Below are 23,220 nucleotides of genomic sequence, written 5' to 3'. Positions count from 1 at the left end.
TTAGTTTTCAAAGATCATTTCCGCTCCTGTCCGAAGCGACTTTATTAGTATAACATTTTCAACAAGGAGTGTCAAATGTTTTTTTGTTTTTTCGTCGCTGCTGCTTTCAGTTCAAAAACCGTTCCGCTAACAGCGACGCTTAATAATATATCACCGTTATGAATTAGTGTCAACACTTTTTTTAATAAAATATCCTCGATGAAAAATCTTTTGGCCCTTTGTCTCAATCGGCTTGACTCCGACTAAATCCTTTTCAGCCAAGAACTCCAGTATGACTCCCAGATCTGCCGTGAAATACTTGAGATCCGGATGCTTGAGAAGATCGGCAAATTGCCAAACCGCTTTTCCATCCATGACATTGAGAATATGGGCGGCCCCGATTTCGGCTTTTGAATGAATGAGAAAATCACTTGCGAGGAATAATAACTCAAGTCGTTTTTGCAAGCTTTCATTGCTCTCAATTAATTCCTTATACAATTTATATACCTGAGGTTCCATGTGGCGGACTTGGTTCCATACCGTAACCTCAGGGTGAAAACCCTTATCGATCACTTCGATTCTGGCCAAATGATGGAGGGCGTGTACGATGGAATTGTAGGCGTCCAAAAATTGACCATCTTCAAAAAACGATTTTCCTTCTATATATCTTCTGATTAATTTCCCGTATTCAAGTCCAATTTTTAGTTTTCTTTCAGAAAACGGAAACGTATTGAGCTGCTCAATCAGCTTGGCGATAAATTCGTTTCGGTCGAAAAGCACCTTTCCGTTGAGGACCCAGTCTATGATCCTTCTGTTTGTTCCGAGCAAAATCCATTCCTGAAGCTGTTCAACAGAAATAATATGAAGAGAAGCCGTTTTTCCGTCGAACTCATAATGCTTCACGAATACAGGGTCTTCAGCCTTATTAACGATAATCAACAATGCCGCATCAAAATTATCTGTGGCAGATGAGGTTTGATTTCTCCTCTCAATCAGCATGACAGCGAGTGTGTCAGGGCGGCTTGCTCTTTCTTGGTAAATCGGACGGAGAAGATTTTCCATCACCATTCCTCCAATACGATGTAAATACGTTGCTTAAAAGCTTCTCTCTTGTTTCTACCTATTTCTACGAGCCAATAAAAACTCCTTTATTTTGAAAACACATTGAATTATTATAATCAATTTCCCCAAAACTCTCTATAGAAATTTTCCAATTGATTCGTTTTAATTAAAGAATAACACATCTTTGATATGCTATATTAGAGACAGGGGGATGGATATGGCCAAATACTCTAGTAAAATCAACAAAATCAGAACGTTTGCGTTGAGCCTTGTATTTATAGGCTTCATTATTATGTATGTCGGGATCTTTTTTAGGTCCTCGATCCTCTTGATGTCGGTGTTTATGATCTTGGGGGTATTGTCTATCTTGTTGAGCACAGCGGTTTATTTTTGGATCGGCATGCTTTCAACGAAAGCGGTTCAAGTCATCTGTCCAAACTGTGAAAAACCGACCAAGATTTTAGGCCGGGTCGATATGTGCATGCATTGCAGGGAGCCTCTGACACTGGACAAAAACCTCGAAGGAAAAGAGTTTAACGAATCGTATAATCGAAAGTCTCAGTAAATGCTGCAACAAAAATAAGCTGACCGTTAAAAAAGCGGCCAGCTCTTTTTAATGGCTTTCCTTTTTGTCGCATTCCTGACATAAACCGTATATCTCCAGTCTATGGTGACTGACTTTGAATCCTGTCACATGTGAAGCAAGCTGCTCCACTTCGTCGAGGCCGGGATAATGAAAGTCGACGATTTTCCCGCAGCGTTCGCAAATTGCGTGATAATGCTCGGAAGTCACGAAGTCAAACCGGCTGGAGGAATCTCCGTACGTTAATTCCTTAACGAGCCCTGATTCCTTAAAAACCCGCAAATTGTTGTAGACCGTTGCTACGCTCATGTTTGGAAATTTCCCTTCCAGAGCTTTATATATATCATCTGCAGTTGGATGAGACATAGAATTCACGAGAAATTCCAGAATGGCATGACGTTGAGGAGTAATTCGCACCCCGGTTTCCTTCAACGCTTCCAACGCTTCTTTCAGGTTATGTTCAGCCATCGTCATGCACCTCTCTTCTAAAAAAAATTCTTACATTATAACGTTTATAATTAGTGTAACTCCTGATCAGAATCTTTGTCAATTCCAATCCCTGTGAAAAAGCTATTTTTAAGGCGAAAAAGGCCGCTATGATCAGCATGGCCGATCAGACAGACGAATATGAGCGTAAAAAGAGACCAAACTAAAATACAGTCCGGCCTCCCCTGAGAGCTTTATGCTTCCGCGATTTCTTTTACTGCTTGAAGCGCTTCTGTGACATGGTCTTTTACCTTTACTTTCCGCCACTCTTTCACAAGGCGGCCTTCTTTATCAATCAGGAATGTCGACCGTTCGACACCCATGTATTCCTTGCCGAAATTCTTCTTCAGCTTCCATACGTCAAAGCTTTCAGCGAGCTTGTGTTCATCATCGACGAGCAGCAGAAACGGCAGATCGTGTTTTTGCTTGAATTTTTCATGTCTTCCCTGATCGTCAGGGCTGACTCCGATGATGACGGCATCAAGTTCAGCAAAGCTTTCATAGCGGTCTCTGAAATCGCACGCTTCCGTTGTGCACCCCGGCGTCATATCTTTCGGGTAAAAATAGAGCACGACATACTTTCCTTCAAAATCCGACAGCTTTACTTTTTCTCCGTGATCACCTAGCAGTTCAATATCAGGCACCTTTTGTCCAATTTCAACAGTCATTGTTTTGCCTCCTGTTATGTTTAATCGCTTGCTTTCCCCCATTATAAAAAACAGCGCCCTCTTGTTCAAATATTCGGCGGCTTCTTTTTTGCGCTCTGTCCGCCTCGTGTTACAATATAAAATAGATAAAAGGTGCAAAAATGAGGAGGATATTATGCAGCATACTCAATCTGAAAAGCTTCATGAAGAAGCTCTTCAACATATAGTCGGAGGCGTCAACAGCCCCTCAAGGTCTTACAAAGCGGTCGGCGGAGGTTCTCCCGTCGCGATGGAAAGGGGAAGCGGCGCTTATTTTTGGGATGTGGACGGCAACAAATACATAGACTACCTTGCCGCATACGGACCGATTATTACGGGCCACGCCCACCCGCATATCACGAAAGCCATTCAAACAGCTGCTGAGAACGGGGTGCTTTACGGTACGCCGACAAAGCATGAAGTAACATTTGCCAAGATGCTTAAGGAAGCGATTCCTGCCTTGGATAAAGTCAGATTCGTCAATTCGGGAACGGAAGCCGTGATGACGACGATTCGCGTCGCCCGGGCCTATACAGGCAGAACGAAAATCATCAAGTTCGCCGGCTGCTACCACGGCCATTCCGATCTTGTGCTGGTGGCGGCTGGTTCAGGACCGTCAACGCTCGGCACACCTGATTCTGCGGGTGTTCCAAAAAGCATCGCAAACGAGGTGATTACCGTCCCTTTCAATGATATCGACAGCTATAAAGAAGCGCTCGATAAATGGGGGAACGATATTGCGGCAGTCCTCGTTGAACCGATTGTCGGAAACTTCGGGATCGTTGAACCGAAAAGCGGATTTCTCGAACAGGTCAATGAACTGACACATAACGCAGGAGCGCTTGTCATCTACGATGAAGTCATCACCGCTTTCCGCTTTATGTACGGCGGCGCCCAGGATCTTCTTGGCGTCAAACCTGATTTGACGGCGCTCGGCAAAATCATCGGCGGCGGCCTGCCGATCGGCGCCTACGGAGGCAAAAAAGAGATTATGGAACAAGTCGCACCGCTCGGACCTGCTTATCAAGCGGGTACGATGGCGGGGAATCCGGCTTCCATCCTCTCAGGCATCGCCTGCCTTGAAGTGCTGAAAGAAAAAGGCACATACGAAAAACTTGACCGCCTCGGCGCCATGCTTGAAGAAGGCATCCTGGGACATGCCGAAACCCATGGCATCAATATCACTGTCAACCGTCTTAAAGGTGCGCTCACCGTATACTTTACGAACGAAAAAGTCGAAAACTATGAGCAAGCCGAAAATACGGACGGAGACATGTTCGCGGCCTTTTTCAAACTGATGCTTGAGCACGGAATCAATCTTGCGCCTTCAAAATATGAAGCTTGGTTTATCACCACCGCGCACACAGAAGAGGACATTAAAGCTACGCTTCAAGCCGTGGATGACTCATTTAAACAATTGAAACAGCGCATGTAAAAAGAGAGCGGGTCCGCTCTCTTTTTTATCAAATGCGGAGCACTTTGGAAACGCGGTGAACAGGCACTTTCCGTTGGCTTGTTTTTCTTTTTTGTCAATGATTTGTTTTTTCTTAAAAATGGGTTGAATATTTCGGAAGATCGCTGTATATTACTTTATTGTTTGGCAAATTAACAGAGAGGGAATGTTCACTACAATTCATTTTCTGTAAGGAACGAATTTTATTATAGAAAGGGATGCAAGTACAGCCTAATGAAACTTGGTGCCCGTATTTTCAAAACAGGCATTGCCATTACGCTTGCGCTTTACCTCGCGTCTTGGCTCGGCCTTCCGACTCCTGTCTTCGCGGGAATCGCGGCTATCTTCGCGATACAGCCTTCGATCTATCGTTCATTTTTGACGATTGTCGATCAAGTACAGGCGAACATTATCGGAGCTGCCACAGCCATTATTTTTGGACTTATTTTTGAACCCAGTCCGATCATTATCGGATTGACGGCGGTAATCGTCATTACGATCAACTTGAAGCTGAAGATTGAGAATACGATTTCGATCGCTCTTGTCACCGTTATTGCCATATTGGAGAGCTCCGGCGACAACTTTTTATGGTTTGCCTTGGTGAGAACCGGAACGGTTATTTTGGGCGTATTGTCTGCGTTCTTGGTCAACCTGATTTTTCTGCCGCCTAAATATGAAACAAAGCTCGTCAGCCATATTGTTGAGAATACAGATGAAGTCATTAAATGGATCAGATTGTTGACGCGGAAGACAACGGAACATTCCATGCTGAAAGAAGACATTGAAAAACTGAAAGAAAAAATGATGAAGGTCGACCACCTTTACTTGCTTTACAAAGAAGAAAGAAGCTACTTAAAACGTTCAACATATGTAAAACAGCGAAAGCTCGTGCTGTTCAGACAGGCGATCATTGCATCCAACCGTGCGCTTGATGCCCTGAAAAAGCTGCACCGGCTTGAAAACGAGTTTTATCATATGCCTGAAGAATTTCAAGAAACGCTGGTCGAAGAGCTAGATTATCTTCTCCATTGGCACGAGCGAATTTTAATGAGATTCGTCGGCAGGATCAAAACGCAGGATCACGTCGACCTTCACGAAGAAGGAGACGTGTACAAACAGCACTTGACCGAATCATTCCTGAAAAACCAGGACAAATTAAAAGAAGAACTGTTGGACTACAATATGCTGACCATTATGGCGAGCGCTGTAGAATACCGAGAACAGCTTGAGCATTTGGAAACCTTGCTCTCAAGCTTTCAGACGTACCACAAAGAAGACAGCGAACTTGAGGTTGAGGAAGAATAAACCGGTTAACGAATACGTTAACCGGTTTTTTATTTTCCTTCCTTCATTTTCGGATCAAGGGTGTCGCGCAGGCCGTCTCCCATCAGATTAAAGCCGAGCACGGTCAGCATGATCGCAAATCCCGGAAAAAATAATGTCCACGGGGCCTGCGCCAAATAAGGCCTGGCATCCGCAAGCATTTTTCCCCACTCGGGGTTCGGCGCCTGCGCCCCCAACCCTAAAAATCCGAGCGCCGCTGCTTCTATAATCGCCGTTCCAATATTCAGTGTCGCTTGAACGATAACCGGGGCCATGCTGTTAGGAAGAATATGTTTAAACATCAGCCTTATATTGGACATCCCGACAGCCCGCGCTGATAAGATATACTCCTCCTGCCTGATGCTGAGTACTTTTGAACGAACGAGCCTGCCAAACGTCGGAACGTTGATGATGGCGATGGCAATCAGGGCATTTTCAAGAGAAGGCCCGAGAATCGCAACAATGGCGATCGCCAGCAGAATGCTCGGAAACGCGAGCATGATATCAAACAGCCGCGAAATCAACACATCAGCCCATCTGCCGTAAAAACCGGCGATCAGCCCTAACAATGTCCCCGCCAAGGCCGATGCCAGACAGGAGAAAAAGCCGACCCATAAAGACAGCCTCGCACCGTACAGCACCCTTGAAAAAATATCTCTGCCAAAATCGTCTGTTCCAAAAAGGTGTTCCGCTGACGGAGCGGCAAGCCTGTCTGACAGTGACTGATCGTTTAATCCGTAGGGTGCGACGAGCGGTGCGACGATGGCCAGCAGGATAAATAGCGCGACTAAAATCGTGCCGGCGGCAGCCAGTTTATGCTCAAAGAACCGCCGAATATGTTCCGCCAAAGGCGAACGCACCTTCACGTCCTCCCTCTGCTGTTCATTTTGAAGCACAACCACATTTCCCGCCTCCTAATATTTAATTCTCGGATCGATGACGGCGTACAGCAGATCAACGATGAAGTTAATCATGACGAAGATGAAGGCGATCACGAGGATGCCCGATTGGATAACCGGGTAGTCGCGGTAGCTGATCGCATCATAAATGTACCGGCCGATGCCGGGCCAGGCAAAAATCGTCTCCGTTAAAATTGCACCGCCCAGTAAAAGTCCGGTTTGCAGACCGATGACGGTCAATACCGGAATGAACGCATTTTTTAAACCGTGCTTATAGATGACGAAAAACATATGCACACCTTTTGCTTTTGCCGTGCGGATATAATCGGACTGCAGCACCTCTATCATGCTGGCTCTCGTAATTCTCGCAATGATTGCGGCGGGAATGGTAGCAAGAGCGGTTCCCGGCAGAATGAGATGGCGGATGGCTTCTGTAAACTGATCAAATCTTCCGTGCAGAAGGGTGTCCAGTGTATGAATGTAGGTAAAGGATTCGACCGGATTTCTGACATTCTCCCTTCCCGTTGTCGGCAGCCAGCCGAGCTCGATCGAAAAGAACCACTGGCCCATCAAACCGAGCCAAAAAATCGGCATCGACACGCCGATTAAAGCAACCAGCATCGCGATATAGTCGAATACCGAGTTCTTAAACCACGCGCTGATGATTCCGGCATTCACGCCTACAAACACTGCGATCAGCATGGCGAAAAAAGCGAGCTCGAGAGTGGCGAACAAATATGGCTTTATTTCTTGCGTAATCGCCGCTCCCGTGCGGATTGATGTCCCGAGATCCCCTTTCAGCAAATCCCCGATATATCTGGCGTATTGCACATACCACGGCTGATCAAGGCCGAGCTGGACGGTCAGCTGCTGCACCGCTTCCTTTGTCGCCCTCTGACCGAGAATAACCTGGGCGGGGTTTCCGGGAATAAAGCGGATGATCGAAAAAACGACCAATGTCATGCCGATGAGAACGGGGATCAGCATGGCCGTCCGTTTTAAACAGTACGCAAGCAATGGCTGTCACCACCTATTTAAACTCTACGCCGGACAATACTTCACTCCCTGTCGGGTGCGGAACATATCCGTCGATATCTTTTGAACCGGCCAAAATCGGTGTGGAATGGACAAGCGGAATCCAAGGCGATTCTTCATGGAGGAGTTCCTGCGCATCTTGATACAGTTTATTTCGCTTCTTTTGGTCAGGGTCTGACTGCGCCTCGATTAAGATGTCATGAAGCTCGTCATTGCTGAAGTACGTATAGTTGTTACCGCCGATATTATCTTTATCAAGCAGCGTATAGATGAAGTTGTCCGGATCTCCGTTGTCGCCGGTCCAGCCCATCAAAAACGCATCAGCTTCCCCTTTGCTCACCTTATCCAGATAGGTCGCCCAGTCGTAAGTGACGATTTCCGCTTTGACTCCGATTTTTTCAAAGCTTGATTGAATCACTTCAGCTATTTTCATACCGTCCGGCATATACGGCCGCGGAACAGGCATTGCCCAAAGCTTCATTTTAAATCCGTCTGGATATCCGGCTTCTTTTAAGAGTTCTTTTGCCTTTTTTAAATCATACGGATATTCCTTAACCTGATCGTTGTACCCTTCAAGCGACGGAGGGAGCGGGTTTTTGGCAGATTCTGCGAGACCTCCGTAGAAGGAATCGATAATCGCCTGTTTATCAACAGCATGGTTCAGTGCCTGGCGGACCAGCTTATTGTCAAATGGCTTTCTCGTCGTTGTCATTCCGAGATACCCGACGTTCATTGAAGGCCTTTCAAATGTTTTCAGATTGGCGTCTGCTTTGATGCTTTCGATGTCAGACGGATTGACGCCATCCATTAGATCGATTTCGCCAGTCTTCAATGCATTTAAGCGGGCTGAGTTTTCAGGAATGGCTCTGAAAATGATCTTCTGCAATTTCGGTTTGCTTTGATCCCAATAGTCTTCATTTTTCTCAAGGACGATGCGGTCGTTCGGCTTCCATTCGACAAATTTGTAAGGGCCCGTGCCGACGGGGTGCTCCCTGAATTTTTCGCCGTATTTCTCGATGGCGGCAGGACTTGCAATCCCGAAGGAAGTCATGGCAAGGTTCTTTAAAAACGGCGCTTGCGGGCGTTTTAAAATGAACTGAATCTTATGGTCGTCGAGAACTTTTATGTCTTTGATGACATGTCCTTCATCTTTCTTATAGCCTCCAAACATGCCGTAGTAAGGAAATTTTTCTTCATCCCCGTTCATCCACCGCTCAAAATTGTATTTGACGGCTTCTGCATTAAAATCCGTTCCGTCATGGAACTTCACGCCTTTTCTCAGCTCCAGTGTGTAGGTCATACCGTCATCTGAAGCGTCCCATTTCACCGCAAGGCCTTCCTTCAGCGTTGTGTCTTGTTCTCCGTAATTCAGCAAGGTTTCAAACATATTGATCGTCACTTTAAACGCTTCGCCTTCTGTTGTTGTGATTGGATCAAGCGATGTTGAATCACCGCCTCTGCCGATGATCAGCGTATCTTTTCCGCCGTTCGTCCCTCCGTCATTCTTTCCGCTTTCGTTACCGGAGCATCCCATTAAAAAAGCGGAAACGGACAGAATCATTCCCAAACAGATCAGCCAGCTTTTCTTTTTCATCGAACAGCCTCCTTATTGGTAAAATGGCATGCAGCATAATGCCCGTCCGCAGTCTCTTCAAGCGGCGGCTCCGCTTCAAGGCAGACGGCTGCCCGCTTCATGCATCGGCTGTAAAAAGGACAGCCCTTTTCACTCATGCGGGGCGCGGCAATATCCGGTGCCGTATGAACCGCTTCTCCTTTGCCGATGACGGGTACTGCCGCTAACAGTGTTTCGGTATACGGGTGTTTCGGTTCTCTAAATAACGCGTCGGCGTCCGCCATCTCGACAATCTTTCCGAAATACATTACGGCCACCCTGTCGCTGATATAGCGAACGACTGCGAGATCATGAGAAATAAACAGAAACGTTAAATTGAATGCCTCCTGCAGATCAGACAGCAGATTTAAGATCTGCGCCTGAACAGATACATCAAGCGCGGAAACAGGCTCATCAGCAATGATTAATTTTGGTTTTGTGATCAGCGCTTTTGCAATACCGATCCTTTGCCTCTGACCGCCGCTGAATTGGTGTGCATATCGGTCGCCGTATGAAGCCTCAAGACCGACAATTTCAAGCATCGAGCGAACGACTTCTCTCCTTTCCGCCTTCGTTCCGAGTTTATGAACAATCAGCGGTTCCTCCAAAATATCCTTTATTTTCATGCGCGGATTCAAAGAAGCGTACGGATCTTGAAAAATCATTTGTATATGCCTTCTCATGTTGCGAAGCTCTTTTGCATCAAGGCCGGTCATCTCCTGCCCGAGAAATGTCACCTTTCCAGAAGTCGGTTCGGTCAGCCGCAATATCGACTTTCCCAAGGTTGATTTTCCGCAGCCGGATTCCCCGACGATCCCTACGATTTCGCCTTTTTTGACTGACAGTGTAACATCATCGACCGCTTTCACGATTTTCTTGCCGGACACGCGGTAATATGTTTTCAGCTCTTGGACGCTCAGCAGTTCTTGATTCATGTTAAAGCACCTTCCTCTTCGTAGAGAAAGCAGCTTACAGCATGATCATCCGCCAGCCTGTTCAATCCGGGCTCCTCCTCAATGCAGCGTTCGTGTTTATGAGGGCACCTCGGCGCAAACATACAGCCTTTTTTAATCGATCCCGGTTTCGGCACCTGCCCCTCAATCGAAGAGAGACGCTCGGATTTGCCTGTAAATGCCGGAATAGAGGCGAACAAGCCTTTTGTATAAGGGTGTTTCGGGCTGTCAAAAACAGTGGTGACACCGCCTTCTTCAACGATCCGGCCGGCATACATGATCATCACGCGTTCACATGTATTGTGAACGACGCCAAGGTCGTGGGTAATGAGGAGAATGGCTGTGTTAAATTCGGCATTCATTTTCTTCAGCAGGGACAGAATCTGAGCCTGGATGGTGACGTCGAGAGCTGTTGTCGGTTCATCGGCGATCAGCAGCTTCGGTTCGCAAATTAATGCCATTGCGATCATGACCCGCTGCCTCATGCCTCCCGACAGTTCGTGGGGATACTGTTTCATCAGCTGGTCCGCCCTCGGCAGGCCGACGGTATCCAGCATTTGAACGGCTTTTCTTCTTGCTTCTTTTTTATGAATATTGGTATGGCTGGAGAGTGCTTCTGTTAGTTGATCGCCAATTGTGAAAAGGGGATTGAGGGAGGTCATCGGCTCTTGAAAAACCATCGCGATATCATTGCCGCGCATCTGTCTCCATTCTTTTTCAGACTGCATGAGAAGGTCCTTGTTTTGAAACTTGATCCGGCCCGTCGTCCGGGTGTTTGCGTTCAGCCCCATTAAAGCCAAAGAGGTGACGCTCTTGCCGCAGCCGGACTCTCCGACGACTCCCATGATTTCTCCGGGATGGAGATCGAAAGAAACGCCTTGCACAATCGGGGTTTCGGACTTTTTCATTTGAAACGAAATCGATAAATCCGATACTTCAAGCAATTTTTCTTTTGTCACTTATACACCTCCGGAGCTTGTATTTTTTAAATTGTATTTAGACGAGATAGGAAATATGTACGAAATTTGCAGGGAAAGAAAAAGCCTGACATCCGTCGGCTTCAAACGAAAGTCAGGCTTTTTGCGGTTTTAGTTTAATTTTTGAATGGTGAATAAATGCTTATAGTGGCCGTCGCGGCTCATTAATTCGTCATGTGTGCCGACTTCCGCGACACGTCCGTTTTCGATGACGACGATTTTGTCAGCGTGGGTAATCGTCGACAATCTGTGGGCAACGATAAAGGTCGTCCGGTCTTTCGCGAGCTTTTCCATCGCTTCCTGGATATAGTGCTCGCTTTCAAGGTCAAGCGCTGACGTCGCTTCATCCAAAATTAAGAGAGGCGGGTTCTTCAGGAACACCCTGGCGATTGATATCCGCTGTTTTTGGCCTCCGGACAGCTTGACGCCCCTTTCTCCGACCTTTGTATCATAGCCTTGCGGCAGTTCCATAATAAAATCATGGGCATTGGCGGCTTTTGCCGCTTCAATGATGTCTTCCATCGAAGCTTCGGGATTTCCGATCGATATGTTTTCGCGTACCGATTCGCTGAATAAAAACGTATCCTGAAGCACCATGCCGATTTGGTTTCTAAGGCTTCGCGCCTGATAATCGCGGACATCGATGCCGTCGATCTCCAGGCTTCCGGCTGAGACATCGTAGAATCTCGGAATGAGGCTGACAAGCGTCGATTTGCCGCCACCGCTCATCCCGACGAGCGCGACCGTTTCGCCCCGTTCGGCTTTCAAAGAAAGATTCTGCAGAATCATTTCTTCCGATTTTTCGTATTGGAAGGAAACGTTTTTAAATTCAACAATTCCTTTTAATCGCTCTGCTTTTACAGCATTGGGCTTATCTTTTAATTCATACGGTTCATCAATAAATTCAAACAGTCTGTCCATCGATGCGATCGACTGCGTCAATGTTGTCGATGAATTGATCAGGCGGCGCAGCGGGTTGTAGAGGCGTTCGATATATCCGAAAAACGCCACCATCGTTCCTACAGTAAGCGACCCGTGAATCACATGATAACCCGCAACCGTAATGATGATCAGCGGAGCGAGGTCTGTAACCGTATTAACGACGGCAAAGGTTTTGGCATTCCAGGCCGTATGGCGGATTGCTTTACCGAGAAAATTCCCGTTCTCGTGATCAAATTGCTTCTGTTCATAATCCTCGATCGCAAAACTCCTGATGACAGGCATTCCCTGAACCCTTTCATGAAGATGGCCCTGCACTTCGGCCAGCGCTTGGGAACGTTCTCTCGTCAGCTTTCTGAGTCTGCCGTAGAAGAATTTAACAGACAGTCCGTAAAGCGGAAACAGCACGATCGAAATAAGCGTCAGCTTCACATCCATCGTCATCATGATGGCGATGGCGATAAAAATCGTCATCACGTCAAGCCATACATTCATTAACCCGATAATGACAAATTCTTTCGTCTGCTCGACATCGTTGATGACCCTTGAAATGATTTCTCCTGCGCGGGTGTTCGCATAATACCTGAGGCTCAGCTTTTGAATGTGTGCAAACAGCTTGTCCCTGATATCATACAGCACCTTGCTTGCCGTCCACTGTGCGAAATACTGCCGATAGTATTCGACAGGCGGCCGAAGCACCAAAAAAATGGCGAACATAACCGCCATTACCATGAATAATGTGGATGTTTTTTCTTCAGCGGTCCCGCTCCCCTGGATGATGTCGTCCACGACGTATTTCAGCAGAAGCGGGATGACCAGCGGAATAGAAAATTTAATAATACCGATTAAAACCGTCAAAACGATTTTCCATTTATACGGCTTCACAAATTCCATGTACCTTCTGATTACCCCCACACGTCTTCCCCCCTCTATATCTTGATGTGTGAGTACACCGCAAAAAACCTGTTGGCCTCAACAGGTTTTTTTAGGATTATTTTGTATAATGCAAATACCGTTCATACCAAATATCAATAAATTCAGATGCAAACGGGCCCTTTCTTTGGTGTATCCAATGCAGCAACGTATTTAAGTGGTACCTTAAAATGCCGTCGATCTCCTTCGGATAATTCATCGCCTTTTTATGATCCGCGTACTCATCTTCATCAAGAATATGATACGTCATATCCGGGAAGACTTTTACGTCTAAATCATAGTCGATGTATTTGATGGCTTCATCGTCCAAAGCAAACGGCGAGCTGATGTTGCAATAGTAATAAATACCGTCTTCGCGAAGCATGCCGATGACGTTAAACCACTGCTTTGCATGGAAATAACAAATGGCGGGCTCTCGCGTCACCCATGTCCGGCCGTCAGATTCTGTGACCATTGTCCGATCATTGGCGCCGATGATGCACAATTCCGTTGCTTTTAAAATCGTTGTTTCGTTCCAAATCCGATGAATCTGCCCATTGTGCTTATAGCTATGAATTTGAATGGTTTCTCCTTCCTTGGGAAAGCCCATGTTTTCTCCCCTACTTTCTTTGCAAAAGCCTTACAAGTCAGTGTGTCACATCGCCTGTCCGACAGTTCTTTTATTTATTATAACGTTTGAAAATAAAAAATGAAAATAAAACAGCCACTCCTGAACAGGAATGGCTCTTTTCTGAAAACGATAAAGAGAGGCTCATGCTTCGATTCTTTGATAAGCCTGAATCACCTGCTCCGTCTGCTTTTGAAACAAATCCTGAATTTGAGCAAGATCTTTCCGCTTCTGGGATATATCTTCACGGATCGATAAAAGCTGGGCTTTCTTTTCAAGGGCAGCCAGTTCTTTTTCAATTTTCTGGCATCTTTCAATCTCCGCTTGCAGATACAACAGCTTATCCATAATCTCCATCTGCCCTTGAACCAAGTTTTCAAATTCCGGCATTCGGGATCCTCCATTCTATGCTCTACTCCATTTATTGCCTAAGTAACATTTCTCTATACATGCCGGATGTCCTTTGACTGATTCTGGCTAAGATTCGGAAGTTTTGTCGGATCAAAAACGAAAAGAAAAAAGCACCTCATCCGATGGTGAAGTGCTTTTTCCTGTTTCAGTGATTAGCTGTTTTGCTGTTTTTTTTGCTCAGCTTGTTGGTTATTTTGTCTTACTTGCTGCGCGTCAGTTTCGCTGGCAAATTCAGTGCCGAACTGACCACCTTGTGCAGAAGCTTGGTTTTGTTGTCTTACTTTTTGTGCGTTTGTTTTGGATTGTTGGTTAGCCATTGTATATCACCTCCACGACCATTAGATTGTGCAGGAGGATGATATCCTATTCATTGAAAGCGAAAAATTTATACGAGCAATGAACGGCCGCCGTCAATAATGATCGTCTGTCCGCGGATCATGTCCGCTTTTCCTGACGTTAAAAACTCCACCGCATCGACCATGTCGCTAATCTCAACCATGCGGCCGGCAGGCGTATTTTGCCGGGCATCTTCCAGAAGTTCCTCGCGGTTCGGAAAATGCTTCAGGGCGTCTGTATCGATCGCGCCTCCCGATACCGCATTGACGATGATGTTTTTCTGTGCAAGCTCAACGGCAAGATATCTCGTCAATGATTCAAGCGCAGCTTTTGAAACGCCGACTGTCGTATAGTTTTCCAAATAACGGATCGAACCGAGCGAACTGATGCTGACAATGTGGCCGCCTCCCGTTTTCTCCATCAGCTTTGCCGCTTCCTGTGCGCAGAATAGCAGAGCTTTCGCATTGATGTTCATCGTCCAGTCCCAATGGCTTTCCTCAAGCTCCATGACGGGGCGCAATACGCCGGATGCAGCATTGTTGACGAACACGTCCAGTCTGCCGAACGCTTCCTCGATTTGCTGAAACATATCTTTTATTTTCGCCGGCTGTCCGACATTCGCCTTGACGACCAATGCTTTGACACCGAGCTTTTCGATTTCTTCAGCCGTCTCAAGGGCGGCTTTTTTGCTTCTCGCATAGTTGATGACGATATTATAACCGTTTTCGGCAAGCCTCAGGGCGGCTGCTTTGCCGACGCCGCGGCTGCTTCCTGTAATAAGGGCACATTTTCTTTGTTCCATCTGTCATTCATCTCCTAGTATAGTGATTGAAAATCTGATAAAAAATAGCTCATGACACGATTAAAAAGGAGGCATTCGCCTTATGTACGTAGGACGCGATATGAGCGAGCTCGACCACACGCCGAAAAGCGAGTGGAAAGATGCAGAGCTGCTTTATTTTCACCACGCCTTCCAACAAATCATGCCATTCCTCAATGAAGAAGGGCATGCCGAGTACCTGGAGGTTGTGAAAGAAATCCAAGCAAGAGGCGGACTGCACCGCCGGGAAGCCGATTATACGCACGGCACCACCATCCAGTACGACTAAAGGGGCAGCATGCACAGTCAAGCTGCCTATTTCATATACATATTCCATATTTTCTGATGTGAAACCGGGAAGGCATATTCAGCGAGCTCTTCTTTCGTGACCTTTTTAAAGTATGAATCATCAGGTTGATCGAGCGTTTTCCCGAAAAAGACAGAAATGTTCCAGACAAGGTGTGTAAACACGTGTTCTACGACCCCTTCAAGCGGACCGATTTCAGCTTCTATTCCGGCCTCTTCTTTCAAGAAGGCCGCAAGCTGCTCGCGCTCGTGCTTCAGGCCTTTCTGCGTTTCTGTGTTCGGGAATTCCCAAAGGTTTGCCAAAAGGCCTGTTGCCGGTCTTTTATGGATATAGATGTATCCTTCTTCATCAGTCAGGACAACGGCTGCAAGGGTTTTTACCGATGGTTTTTTCTTTTTGCTTTTAACCGGAAGCTCTTTTTCACAGCCTTCTGCAAAAGCAGAACAGTGCTCTCGGACGGGACAGAGAAGGCATGATGGCGATTTCGGTGTACAGATGACAGCGCCCAGCTCCATTAGCCCCTGGTTAAACTCGGACGGTTTTTCCTCAGAAATAAACGCTTCGACAATTTTTTCAAACAGGGTTTTGGTTTTAGGCTTTGCGATATCATCCCATACGGAAAGAATCCGTGACATGACCCGCATGACATTTCCGTCTACCGCGGGGACCGGCTGATTGTAGGCGATGCTCAGCACCGCGCCTCTTGTATAAGGGCCGACTCCTTTTAAGCTGCCGAATTCCTCTTTTGAAGGAGGGACCACTCCTCCGTATCGTTCGTGAACTTCCCTGACAGCGCTCTGCAAGTTCCGAACCCTTGAATAGTATCCCAGTCCTTCCCAAGCTTTAAGCACTTTTTCTTCGTCGGCTTCAGCGAGCGCTTCAACGGTCGGAAACTTTTCGATAAAGTTGTTGAAGTAAGGAATCACCGTGTCCACTCTCGTCTGCTGAAGCATCACTTCTGACACCCATACCTTATAAGGGTCGCTGTCTGAGCGCCAAGGCAGATCCCTTTTTTCTTGCTCATACCAAGAAATTAAATCTTCTTGAAATTGTTTGATGTTTTTTTGCTCTAATTTCTTTTGCAGATCCATCATGAAACTTCTCCTTGCCTGTGCACGTCACATTTGCATACCGATCTTTTGTTACTTCGGCTTTTTGTTGTAAACTATATGCATATACGATAACATGTTACATTAAAAGTGAAGAAAGCAAAAGCGTTAAATATTTCAGGCAAGGTCCATCGTTCGTTCTGTTTTTGGAAAATAAAAATGATTTTCTAGCACCATTAGGGGAGGTCACCAATGGATACTGGCACACATGTTGTCATGGGCGTTGCACTCGGAGGCATCGCGACGCTTGATCCAGTTGTCGGAATGGACCCATCAATGGCTCAAGCCGTGATGATTGCGACAATCGCCGGATCTCAGGCTCCGGATATCGATACCGTTTTGAAATTAAAAAACAACGCTGTTTATATTAGGCACCACAGGGGATTCACCCATTCCATCCCCGCTGTTCTCGCCTGGTCGCTGATGATTCCGGGCATTCTCATGCTGTTTTATCACGAAGCCAATCTGCTTCACCTGTGGCTTTGGACCCTTGCCGCGGTCGCGCTTCATGTGTTCGTGGATATTTTCAATGCATACGGAACACAGGCGATCAGACCTTTTTCAAGGAAATGGGTAGCGCTCGGCTTGATTAATACATTTGATCCGTTTATTTTCGTCAGCCATCTCATAGCCATCGCCTTTTGGCTGGCAGGCGCGCATCAAGGCTATACATTTTTGGCTCTTTACATCGTCTTGGCCGGTTATTATCTGGTGAGGTATTTCATGCAGAGGAAAATCAAGCATGAGCTCCGTGAAAAAATCGATGATATTGAAGAAATCATTATTTCTCCTACGATGAAATTCAGGCAATGGCGAATCGCCGTCAAAGCAAAATCGGCTTTTTACGTCGGACGGAGCATGGACGGAAACGTTGTGATCGTCGATACATTCAACAGGGTGCCTGTGCCGGATACGGACGTGATGAAAGCCGCGAAACAGGATAAGAACATTTCGGCGTTTCTTTCGTTCTCACCGGTTTACAAATGGGAGATCGATACGTATAAGGATCATTACGAAGTCCGCTTTATCGATCTGCGATACCGCAGCAAAGGGCACTACCCTTTCGTGGCGATCGCACACATCGACAGGGACTCGCTCGAATTAATCACCTCTTATACGGGATGGATTTTCAGCGAGGAAAAACTTCAGAAAAAATTAAAGCTTGGCTCTGTTTAAGAGCCAAGCTTTTTTCTCCTTCTGCCGTACCAGATTCCGATGATGAGGCTGATGACTGTAACAGCCAAAGTAGCTTTGAAGTACGGGGGGTAATAAACGAGCCGGATATCGTTTTTCCCTTTTTCGATGGGAAATCCGATAAACGCGTAATTTGCCTTTTGAACGGTTTGCGTTTTTCCGTTTACAGTGACTTCCCAGCCTTTTTCGTACGGAACCGGCAGTACCATGTAACGGTCTCCGTTTTGATTGTCAAAGATGATGGACACTTGATTGTTCTGCCAGTCCAAATCGGCGGCCGGTGCTTTTTGGGCGGCCGCTTTTTTCAGCAATTGATAGTCTTCCTGGTGCAGTCTCAAATGGTCCAATTGATATTTCCCTTTTGGCAGCCTGATTGAAATTTTATCTGTTTTCGGCACCCTGATCGTTAAATCGTAAACACCTGTTTTGTAAATCGACTGGTTTGACTTTCTTGATGTTACATAATCATTGACCCGCAAGTTGAAGAACTGGTCTTTTGCAAGGCTTTTTAAATAAAATCCGACATAATAGTCGCCTTCTTTCGGAAGACCGCCTTCGGGAATGAGATCGATGCCTCCGTTTTCGGCGGTGACGTCGAGGACGCCGTTATGATAGCTCGCCCCTTCGGTTTTCAGCTTCATCTGCTTCATTAAATCCGGAATGCTCGGCGGCTGCTCTTTTCCATTATCGCCATTCTCAAGCACGATTCCTTCAAGCATCGCATGTTCCCGCGCCAGAACAGGCGCATCTGCTAAATCTTTTTCCGTAAATACCGTTCGCGCCGTCCGGATAAACGGCAGGGTGTATTTGTTTTTATACACTGTGTAGTGCTCTGATTCATCCGTTTTGATAAACCCGTACGGAACAATGGCGGCATTGTTTTTTTCCGTCATGTAATACTTGCCGTACAGCAGACTGTACAAGTTGGCCCGGTCTCCCATCGATGCGTAGCGGCTGACGCTTTCCCTTCCCATATCGATTTGAAGGTCTTCCCAATAAAACAGAAGAAGGTCGCGATTGAGAATGCTTGAGTAGGCGCTGAAGCCGTTAAAATCCTGCATCAGAGGAGTATTGTTGCGCACGCCGTTCATCCAGTCGACCCTTGTGTACGGGTCCCCGTTATCGTCTTTTCGAATGTTGTTCAAAAGGCGGCGCTGTTCTTCGCCATTGTACTCATTGCTGGTCAAATAGCTTTTTGAGACGTTTTTAATGCCGCTTGACTCAGACAGAATATACTTTTGATACGTGTTCGCCACAAGAACGGACGATAATAAAATGCAGACATGCAAAAAAAGCTGCGATTTCTTATATTGAAACCCCGCCGCCGTAAAGATGGCGATTGTCAGGAACAGAAGCACAACAATGCTCCAATTTTGCATCAGTGATAAATCCAAGTCTTTCCGCCAAATGACCGCGATATAAATCAGAAGGACGAGCAGGATGGACCAGATCATCTCTTTTCGCCTGATGTTTTTCAGTTCGGTCATTCCTGCGGCCGCCGCTCCCCCGATCGTAAAAGCGAGCAGGTATTCAAAGCGGTTCTGCGGAGCAGAGAAACCGTTGAACGCGCTTGCCGCAAGCGGGCTGTAATGCAAAAGAACAAGCAGCACACTGATTGAGGCAAACAGCCTGAACGTTTTATTTTTGTAGAAAGAAAATGCGAACAAGAACAGCATAAAGACAGCCGGCAGCAAGACAATGCGGCTGGAAAACAGAATGTTGTCCGTCAGATCGTATACAGCGACAGATTGATCATAAGGCGGCCGTAAATTGTTTAAAAATCCGTAAACCGCAGGTACAAAGGAAACTGCGCTGATTCCGAAAGAAATCAGGCATGAAGCGGCGAACATCTTGAATTGTTTCCACCTCGGCGCCTCCTTTTCCGGGTCAAGCCTGATCAGCCAGCGGAAGATGACGTAGATCGCAATGAAAATCAAATTGATATAGGCAAAATAAAAGTTATTGATCAGCGTCAAAGAACAAGCCGTAATAAACAGCCCTGTCCGCTTTTCCCTGATGACTTTTTCGGCTCCCGCGACAAGCAGCGGCAGCCACAGCATGGCGTCGCTGAAAAACTCCCAGAACACCGTGTGTCTGAAATAGATGACCGACGTGCCGTACAAGACCGCACCCGTAAAAGCGGCAAGCTTGTTTTTCACCATGCCGTTTAACGCATACGCTGCCGCTAAAATGATCAGGCTCAGCTTGATGACACTGATGAATACGGCGGCCTGCGCCCAAAACAAAGGGTCCGCATCCCCGGCCAAATGCAAAAGCTGCATCAGAAAAACGGCCGCGAATGAAGCGATGAAGACAAAAGACGTCGTGAAATAATAACCGAGCTGGCTGTAGATGCCGCCTCCGAGACCGAAAGAATACGAATAAAAGAAGTTCCCTTGTTTGTATTGCTCAAAAAGAAACGATTTAAAAATGATCATTTGTGCAAGTCCGTCGCCGTTCCCGGTCATATAGCGGTCATGCGCCCATTCATACAGAAAAAAAGAATGGGCGGCCAAGGAAACTGCAACGCTTGCGATCACAAATAGAAAAACTGTTTTCTTCATACTCTTCCCCTGTCTTTTTTCAAAATCTTCCCTGTCACTAAAAATGTCAGAGGAACGGTTAAAAACATGGAGACAAGCGGAGCTGCCTCACTGTTCATCTTAAAAAAATTCACAAACGTGTAGACGAACAAAGAAGACACCGTCAAATTAAACAGCTGTGTCAGCGGAAATTGCAAAAACTTTGCCAGCGTCGGCTTGATTTTAAATGTAAAATAGCAGTTCAAGAAAAAGGAAATCACAAGGCTGACGAGAAAAGCGGCAATATGCGAAACCATATAATTCAACTGAAGCAAAACATGCAGCAGCAAATAAACCGCATAATAATTCAAAGTATTCACTACGCCGACAACGGCAAAGCGAATAAATTCAGGATTCACGATTTTCATGAGTTTCTCCATGAGCGATGTTTGCCTCCTGTATTAAGTAATGAGGCCGCTTTTTCGTCTCATAATAAATGCGCCCGATGTATTCGCCGATGATTCCGAGGCTGAGAAGCTGGACGCCGCCGAGAAACAGGACGGCGGAAATAATCGTAAAATAGCCGGGAACGATCACACCGTATTTCAAGATTCTGATGAATGTCGCCGCGATATAAATAAGTGATAGAAAAAGGATAAAAATACCGGCGTAAAAACAAATTCTCAGCGGTCTGTTGTTGAACGACACAATCCCGTCGATTCCATAGTTCAACAAGTGGCGGAACGACCACTTGGATTTTCCGTTTTTCCTTTCGACGTTCTCGTAATAAACAATCTTTTGGTCAAAGCCGATCCAGCAAAACAGCCCTTTTGAGAACCTGTTCCCTTCGCTCAGCTTCAGCATCGCATTGACGGCTTTTCTGCTTAAAAGACGAAAATCGCCGACGCCGTCCCTTAAATCGACTTCTACCGCATTGTTGATAAAGCGGTAATAAAGGGACGACAAGTAGGAGCGTACAGGGTTGTCTCCCTTTCTGTTGCGCTGGGCGACCACTTGATCATAGCCTTCTTCAAATCCTTTAATAAAATCGTGCAGGAGGTATGTCGGGTGCTGCAGATCCGCATCCATCACCACAACGGCATCGCCGCGGGCATGCTGAAATCCGGCAAGGATGGCTGCCTCCTTGCCGAAATTCCGTGAAAACGAAATATATTTCACACGCTCGCTTTTTTCGGCTAGTTTTTTAATTTCCTCCAATGTTTGATCAGTGCTTCCATCATTTATGTAATAAATTTCATAATCATAATCAATGGATTGAAATTCGTTCCTCAACGATTCATAAATCAATTTAATATTGCTTGCTTCATTGTATGAAGGAATAATGATTGAAACGAATCCTTTCTTCACTTAAAGGCACCTCTTTTGGACATAATAAAATTGCATCCGGCATCCGGCAGGATACTTGAATCTAGCCGCTTCCCACACAACAAAAGGAAAACTGTGGGCACGCTGTACTATTTTCTACAAGATTATTTTGTCATTATATCAGACATCTATGAACAAGTGGTAAAAAAATGATATTCCTTTAGAATCAAACAGGATAACCTAAACGTTTTTCCGTTTTATGACATTTTTTCGCATCGGATCATATTTTTCCAAATTCAAGCCCGGCTCTTCTCCAAAAGCCAAAGAAGCCGCAAGAGAACCTGCATAAGGACCGATTGTTAAACCGGAGGGACCAAAGCCTGCAGCCGCAATCAAATCCGTTCCCTTGATATGTCCGAGCAAAGGGAGCAAGTCCTTTGTCATCGGACGAAAACCGACTCTGACTTCTCCGACTGTTGCATGATGCAGACTAGGCGCTGCAGACAGTGCTTCCTGCAGGACTTCATGCAAACCTCCCGCCGTTATTCTGCAGTCGAATCCTGAGCCTGTTTCCCTTGTCGCTCCGGCGACGACCCGGGAATCGGCAAATGACACAATGTAATGGTCAGTATCAGGCAGTATGACCGGCCAGCTGTCCGTATTTTCACCAGGCAGCTTTAAATGCGCGATTTGACCGCGCTGCGGCTCCAAAGGCAGCTTTATCCCCAACGGCCCTAGCAATTCATTGGCCCAGGCGCCGGCTGCCAAAATCACCTTGTCGGCCGAAAAAAAACTGTCGCCCACATGAACACCTGTCAGCCGGCCGTTTTGGCATGACAGCTTCGCTTTCCCATTCCTCAAAACGGCTCCATGTTTTTCTGCAGCCCGGAGGAGAGCGTTTCGAAGCAAATGGCCGTCGACTCTGGCTCCGCTCTCTGCATAGACGGCTTCCAGCCCTTCTGCAAGCGGAGGAAAAAGCTTTCTTGCTTCAGCGTTCGTTAACCGGGCGATTTGACCGGCTTCTGCCTCGCGGCGCGTAAGGTCTCTTAATTTTCTTTCTATTTGATCGAGTGCTTCACGATTGGTGCTGACGCGGAGCGCGCCTATTTTAGCGTATCCCAGATCGGCCTCCCCGTCCTCTTCCAGTTGGGAAACAAGTGAAGGATAATACGAGGCGCCCGCCAATGCCAAGCGGTACCAGTCTTCGCTTCTGGAAGAAAACCACGGGCAGACGATTCCCGCTCCGGCCTTTGTCGCCTGGCCTTCACGCCCTTCATCCGCCACCAGAACCCTGGCTCCTTTTTTCGCAAGATGATATGCGGCGCTGGCACCGGCAATTCCAGAACCAATGACAATCGCTTTCATGCCATCATTCCTTTCTAAAGAAATGCTTAATGAAGCAGTCCGCGGTCTCCGGAGAACAGATCATGGTAAGAAGGCTTATCATTTTGAAATAAATGCAGCCTGCTGCCATAGTGCTCAATCCACTCTTTGACGACACGCTCTGTCAGCTCTTTTCCTCTGTACGGGTGGCCGGCCTTTGCAAATGTCACCTCGAAATCCCCCCACAGCAGTTCAACCCATGTTCTGGCTTGTGCGTAACTCAGCATATGATTTTTTTCAAGAAGCGCATTTGTCAGCTTTTCAAAGTACTCTTCCACTTGGCTT

At 46.5% G+C, this 23,220-nt stretch carries 23 protein-coding genes and 1 pseudogene; 5 read left to right on the top strand and 19 right to left on the bottom strand.

Annotated features, from left to right (window positions below; all coding sequences use genetic code 11):
- Positions 1–156 precede the first annotated feature (156 nt).
- The gene (locus BTA31_RS04650; RefSeq protein WP_043925832.1) at positions 157–1,041 is read right to left on the bottom strand and encodes a nucleotidyltransferase-like protein; all 885 of its coding nucleotides are present in this window, start codon (positions 1,039–1,041) and stop codon (positions 157–159) included.
- 217 nt (positions 1,042–1,258) lie between these two features.
- Here BTA31_RS04650 and BTA31_RS04645 point away from each other — a divergent pair, with 217 nt between their 5' ends.
- Positions 1,259–1,606 carry a YgzB family protein gene (locus tag BTA31_RS04645; protein ID WP_076789318.1) on the top strand — a complete coding sequence of 116 codons (348 nt, stop codon included), beginning with the start codon at positions 1,259–1,261 and terminating at the stop codon, positions 1,604–1,606.
- A 48-nt stretch (positions 1,607–1,654) separates the two neighbouring features.
- Here the strand turns inward: BTA31_RS04645 and perR are convergent, their stop codons facing one another.
- Both perR and bcp read right to left on the bottom strand, forming a co-directional pair.
- Entirely contained in the window at positions 1,655–2,092 is a 438-nt protein-coding gene (gene perR / locus BTA31_RS04640) for a peroxide-responsive transcriptional repressor PerR (protein ID WP_003179961.1), read from the bottom strand.
- A 212-nt stretch (positions 2,093–2,304) separates the two neighbouring features.
- The gene (bcp, locus tag BTA31_RS04635) at positions 2,305–2,778 is read right to left on the bottom strand and encodes a thioredoxin-dependent thiol peroxidase (protein WP_076789315.1); all 474 of its coding nucleotides are present in this window, start codon (positions 2,776–2,778) and stop codon (positions 2,305–2,307) included.
- Positions 2,779–2,932: 154 nt separating this feature from the next.
- Here bcp and BTA31_RS04630 point away from each other — a divergent pair, with 154 nt between their 5' ends.
- Positions 2,933–4,231: a glutamate-1-semialdehyde 2,1-aminomutase gene (locus BTA31_RS04630; protein ID WP_076789311.1), complete on the top strand. Its 1,299-nt coding sequence runs from the start codon at positions 2,933–2,935 to the stop codon at positions 4,229–4,231.
- 252 nt (positions 4,232–4,483) lie between these two features.
- Positions 4,484–5,554, top strand: a complete 1,071-nt coding sequence (locus BTA31_RS04625; protein WP_043925835.1) for an FUSC family protein — start codon at positions 4,484–4,486, stop codon at positions 5,552–5,554.
- A gap of 29 nt (positions 5,555–5,583) precedes the next feature.
- Here BTA31_RS04625 and BTA31_RS04620 read toward each other — a convergent pair whose 3' ends face one another.
- The 10 genes and pseudogenes from BTA31_RS04620 to fabL all read right to left on the bottom strand — a co-directional run bounded on the left by BTA31_RS04620 (position 5,584) and on the right by fabL (position 15,076).
- Complete coding sequence (locus BTA31_RS04620) at positions 5,584–6,474, bottom strand: ABC transporter permease (RefSeq protein WP_076789308.1); 891 nt, start codon at positions 6,472–6,474, stop codon at positions 5,584–5,586.
- 12 nt (positions 6,475–6,486) lie between these two features.
- Positions 6,487–7,488: an ABC transporter permease gene (locus BTA31_RS04615; RefSeq protein ID WP_076789304.1), complete on the bottom strand. Its 1,002-nt coding sequence runs from the start codon at positions 7,486–7,488 to the stop codon at positions 6,487–6,489.
- Positions 7,489–7,501: 13 nt separating this feature from the next.
- Positions 7,502–9,100 (bottom strand): ABC transporter substrate-binding protein, encoded by a 1,599-nt coding sequence (locus BTA31_RS04610; RefSeq protein ID WP_076789301.1) that lies wholly within the window; start codon positions 9,098–9,100, stop codon positions 7,502–7,504.
- The gene (locus BTA31_RS04605; RefSeq protein ID WP_076789298.1) at positions 9,097–10,053 is read right to left on the bottom strand and encodes an ABC transporter ATP-binding protein; all 957 of its coding nucleotides are present in this window, start codon (positions 10,051–10,053) and stop codon (positions 9,097–9,099) included. Before BTA31_RS04605 ends, BTA31_RS04610 begins: the two co-directional genes overlap by 4 nt.
- Positions 10,050–11,030, bottom strand: coding sequence for an ABC transporter ATP-binding protein (locus BTA31_RS04600; protein WP_076789295.1), 981 nt, complete (start codon positions 11,028–11,030; stop codon positions 10,050–10,052). The genes BTA31_RS04605 and BTA31_RS04600 overlap by 4 nt, the downstream gene beginning before the upstream one ends.
- 129 nt (positions 11,031–11,159) lie before the next feature.
- Entirely contained in the window at positions 11,160–12,902 is a 1,743-nt protein-coding gene (locus BTA31_RS04595; protein WP_076789291.1) for an ABC transporter ATP-binding protein, read from the bottom strand.
- A gap of 76 nt (positions 12,903–12,978) precedes the next feature.
- The gene (gene ntdP, locus BTA31_RS04590; protein ID WP_003179942.1) at positions 12,979–13,509 is read right to left on the bottom strand and encodes a nucleoside tri-diphosphate phosphatase; all 531 of its coding nucleotides are present in this window, start codon (positions 13,507–13,509) and stop codon (positions 12,979–12,981) included.
- A gap of 162 nt (positions 13,510–13,671) precedes the next feature.
- Positions 13,672–13,917 (bottom strand): YgaB family protein, encoded by a 246-nt coding sequence (locus BTA31_RS04585; RefSeq protein ID WP_003179940.1) that lies wholly within the window; start codon positions 13,915–13,917, stop codon positions 13,672–13,674.
- Positions 13,918–14,090: 173 nt separating this feature from the next.
- Positions 14,091–14,240, bottom strand: a pseudogene (locus BTA31_RS04580) (gamma-type small acid-soluble spore protein); the annotation flags it as partial.
- A gap of 83 nt (positions 14,241–14,323) precedes the next feature.
- Positions 14,324–15,076, bottom strand: coding sequence for an enoyl-[acyl-carrier-protein] reductase FabL (gene fabL / locus BTA31_RS04575; RefSeq protein WP_043925842.1), 753 nt, complete (start codon positions 15,074–15,076; stop codon positions 14,324–14,326).
- Positions 15,077–15,158: 82 nt separating this feature from the next.
- Between fabL and BTA31_RS04570 the strand changes: the two genes are divergently transcribed.
- On the top strand, positions 15,159–15,383 hold the full coding sequence (locus BTA31_RS04570) for a hypothetical protein (RefSeq protein WP_043925843.1): 225 nt from the start codon (positions 15,159–15,161) through the stop codon (positions 15,381–15,383).
- A gap of 26 nt (positions 15,384–15,409) precedes the next feature.
- Here the strand turns inward: BTA31_RS04570 and mutY are convergent, their stop codons facing one another.
- Complete coding sequence (gene mutY, locus BTA31_RS04565) at positions 15,410–16,495, bottom strand: A/G-specific adenine glycosylase (protein ID WP_076789287.1); 1,086 nt, start codon at positions 16,493–16,495, stop codon at positions 15,410–15,412.
- A 207-nt stretch (positions 16,496–16,702) separates the two neighbouring features.
- Between mutY and BTA31_RS04560 the strand changes: the two genes are divergently transcribed.
- Complete coding sequence (locus BTA31_RS04560) at positions 16,703–17,686, top strand: metal-dependent hydrolase (RefSeq protein WP_043925845.1); 984 nt, start codon at positions 16,703–16,705, stop codon at positions 17,684–17,686.
- Here the strand turns inward: BTA31_RS04560 and BTA31_RS04555 are convergent.
- From BTA31_RS04555 to BTA31_RS04535, 5 genes are all read right to left on the bottom strand, one after another.
- Positions 17,683–20,268 (bottom strand): YfhO family protein, encoded by a 2,586-nt coding sequence (locus BTA31_RS04555; RefSeq protein WP_076789284.1) that lies wholly within the window; start codon positions 20,266–20,268, stop codon positions 17,683–17,685. The two genes, BTA31_RS04560 and BTA31_RS04555, sit on opposite strands and share 4 nt — an antisense overlap.
- The gene (locus BTA31_RS04550) at positions 20,265–20,666 is read right to left on the bottom strand and encodes a GtrA family protein (RefSeq protein WP_076789282.1); all 402 of its coding nucleotides are present in this window, start codon (positions 20,664–20,666) and stop codon (positions 20,265–20,267) included. Before BTA31_RS04550 ends, BTA31_RS04555 begins: the two co-directional genes overlap by 4 nt.
- Entirely contained in the window at positions 20,635–21,594 is a 960-nt protein-coding gene (locus BTA31_RS04545; protein WP_043925848.1) for a glycosyltransferase family 2 protein, read from the bottom strand. Before BTA31_RS04545 ends, BTA31_RS04550 begins: the two co-directional genes overlap by 32 nt.
- 198 nt (positions 21,595–21,792) lie before the next feature.
- Positions 21,793–22,917 (bottom strand): NAD(P)/FAD-dependent oxidoreductase, encoded by a 1,125-nt coding sequence (locus tag BTA31_RS04540; protein ID WP_076789279.1) that lies wholly within the window; start codon positions 22,915–22,917, stop codon positions 21,793–21,795.
- Between the two features lie 26 nt (positions 22,918–22,943).
- On the bottom strand, positions 22,944–23,213 hold the full coding sequence (locus BTA31_RS04535) for a YfhJ family protein (protein ID WP_076789276.1): 270 nt from the start codon (positions 23,211–23,213) through the stop codon (positions 22,944–22,946).
- Positions 23,214–23,220: the final 7 nt, after the last annotated feature.

Origin of the sequence: Bacillus haynesii (assembly GCF_001969855.1) — a bacterium.
Lineage (GTDB): Bacteria > Bacillota > Bacilli > Bacillales > Bacillaceae > Bacillus > Bacillus haynesii.
Note: the sequence above shows the minus strand (reverse complement) of the source record. Positions and strands in the feature narration are given on the sequence as shown.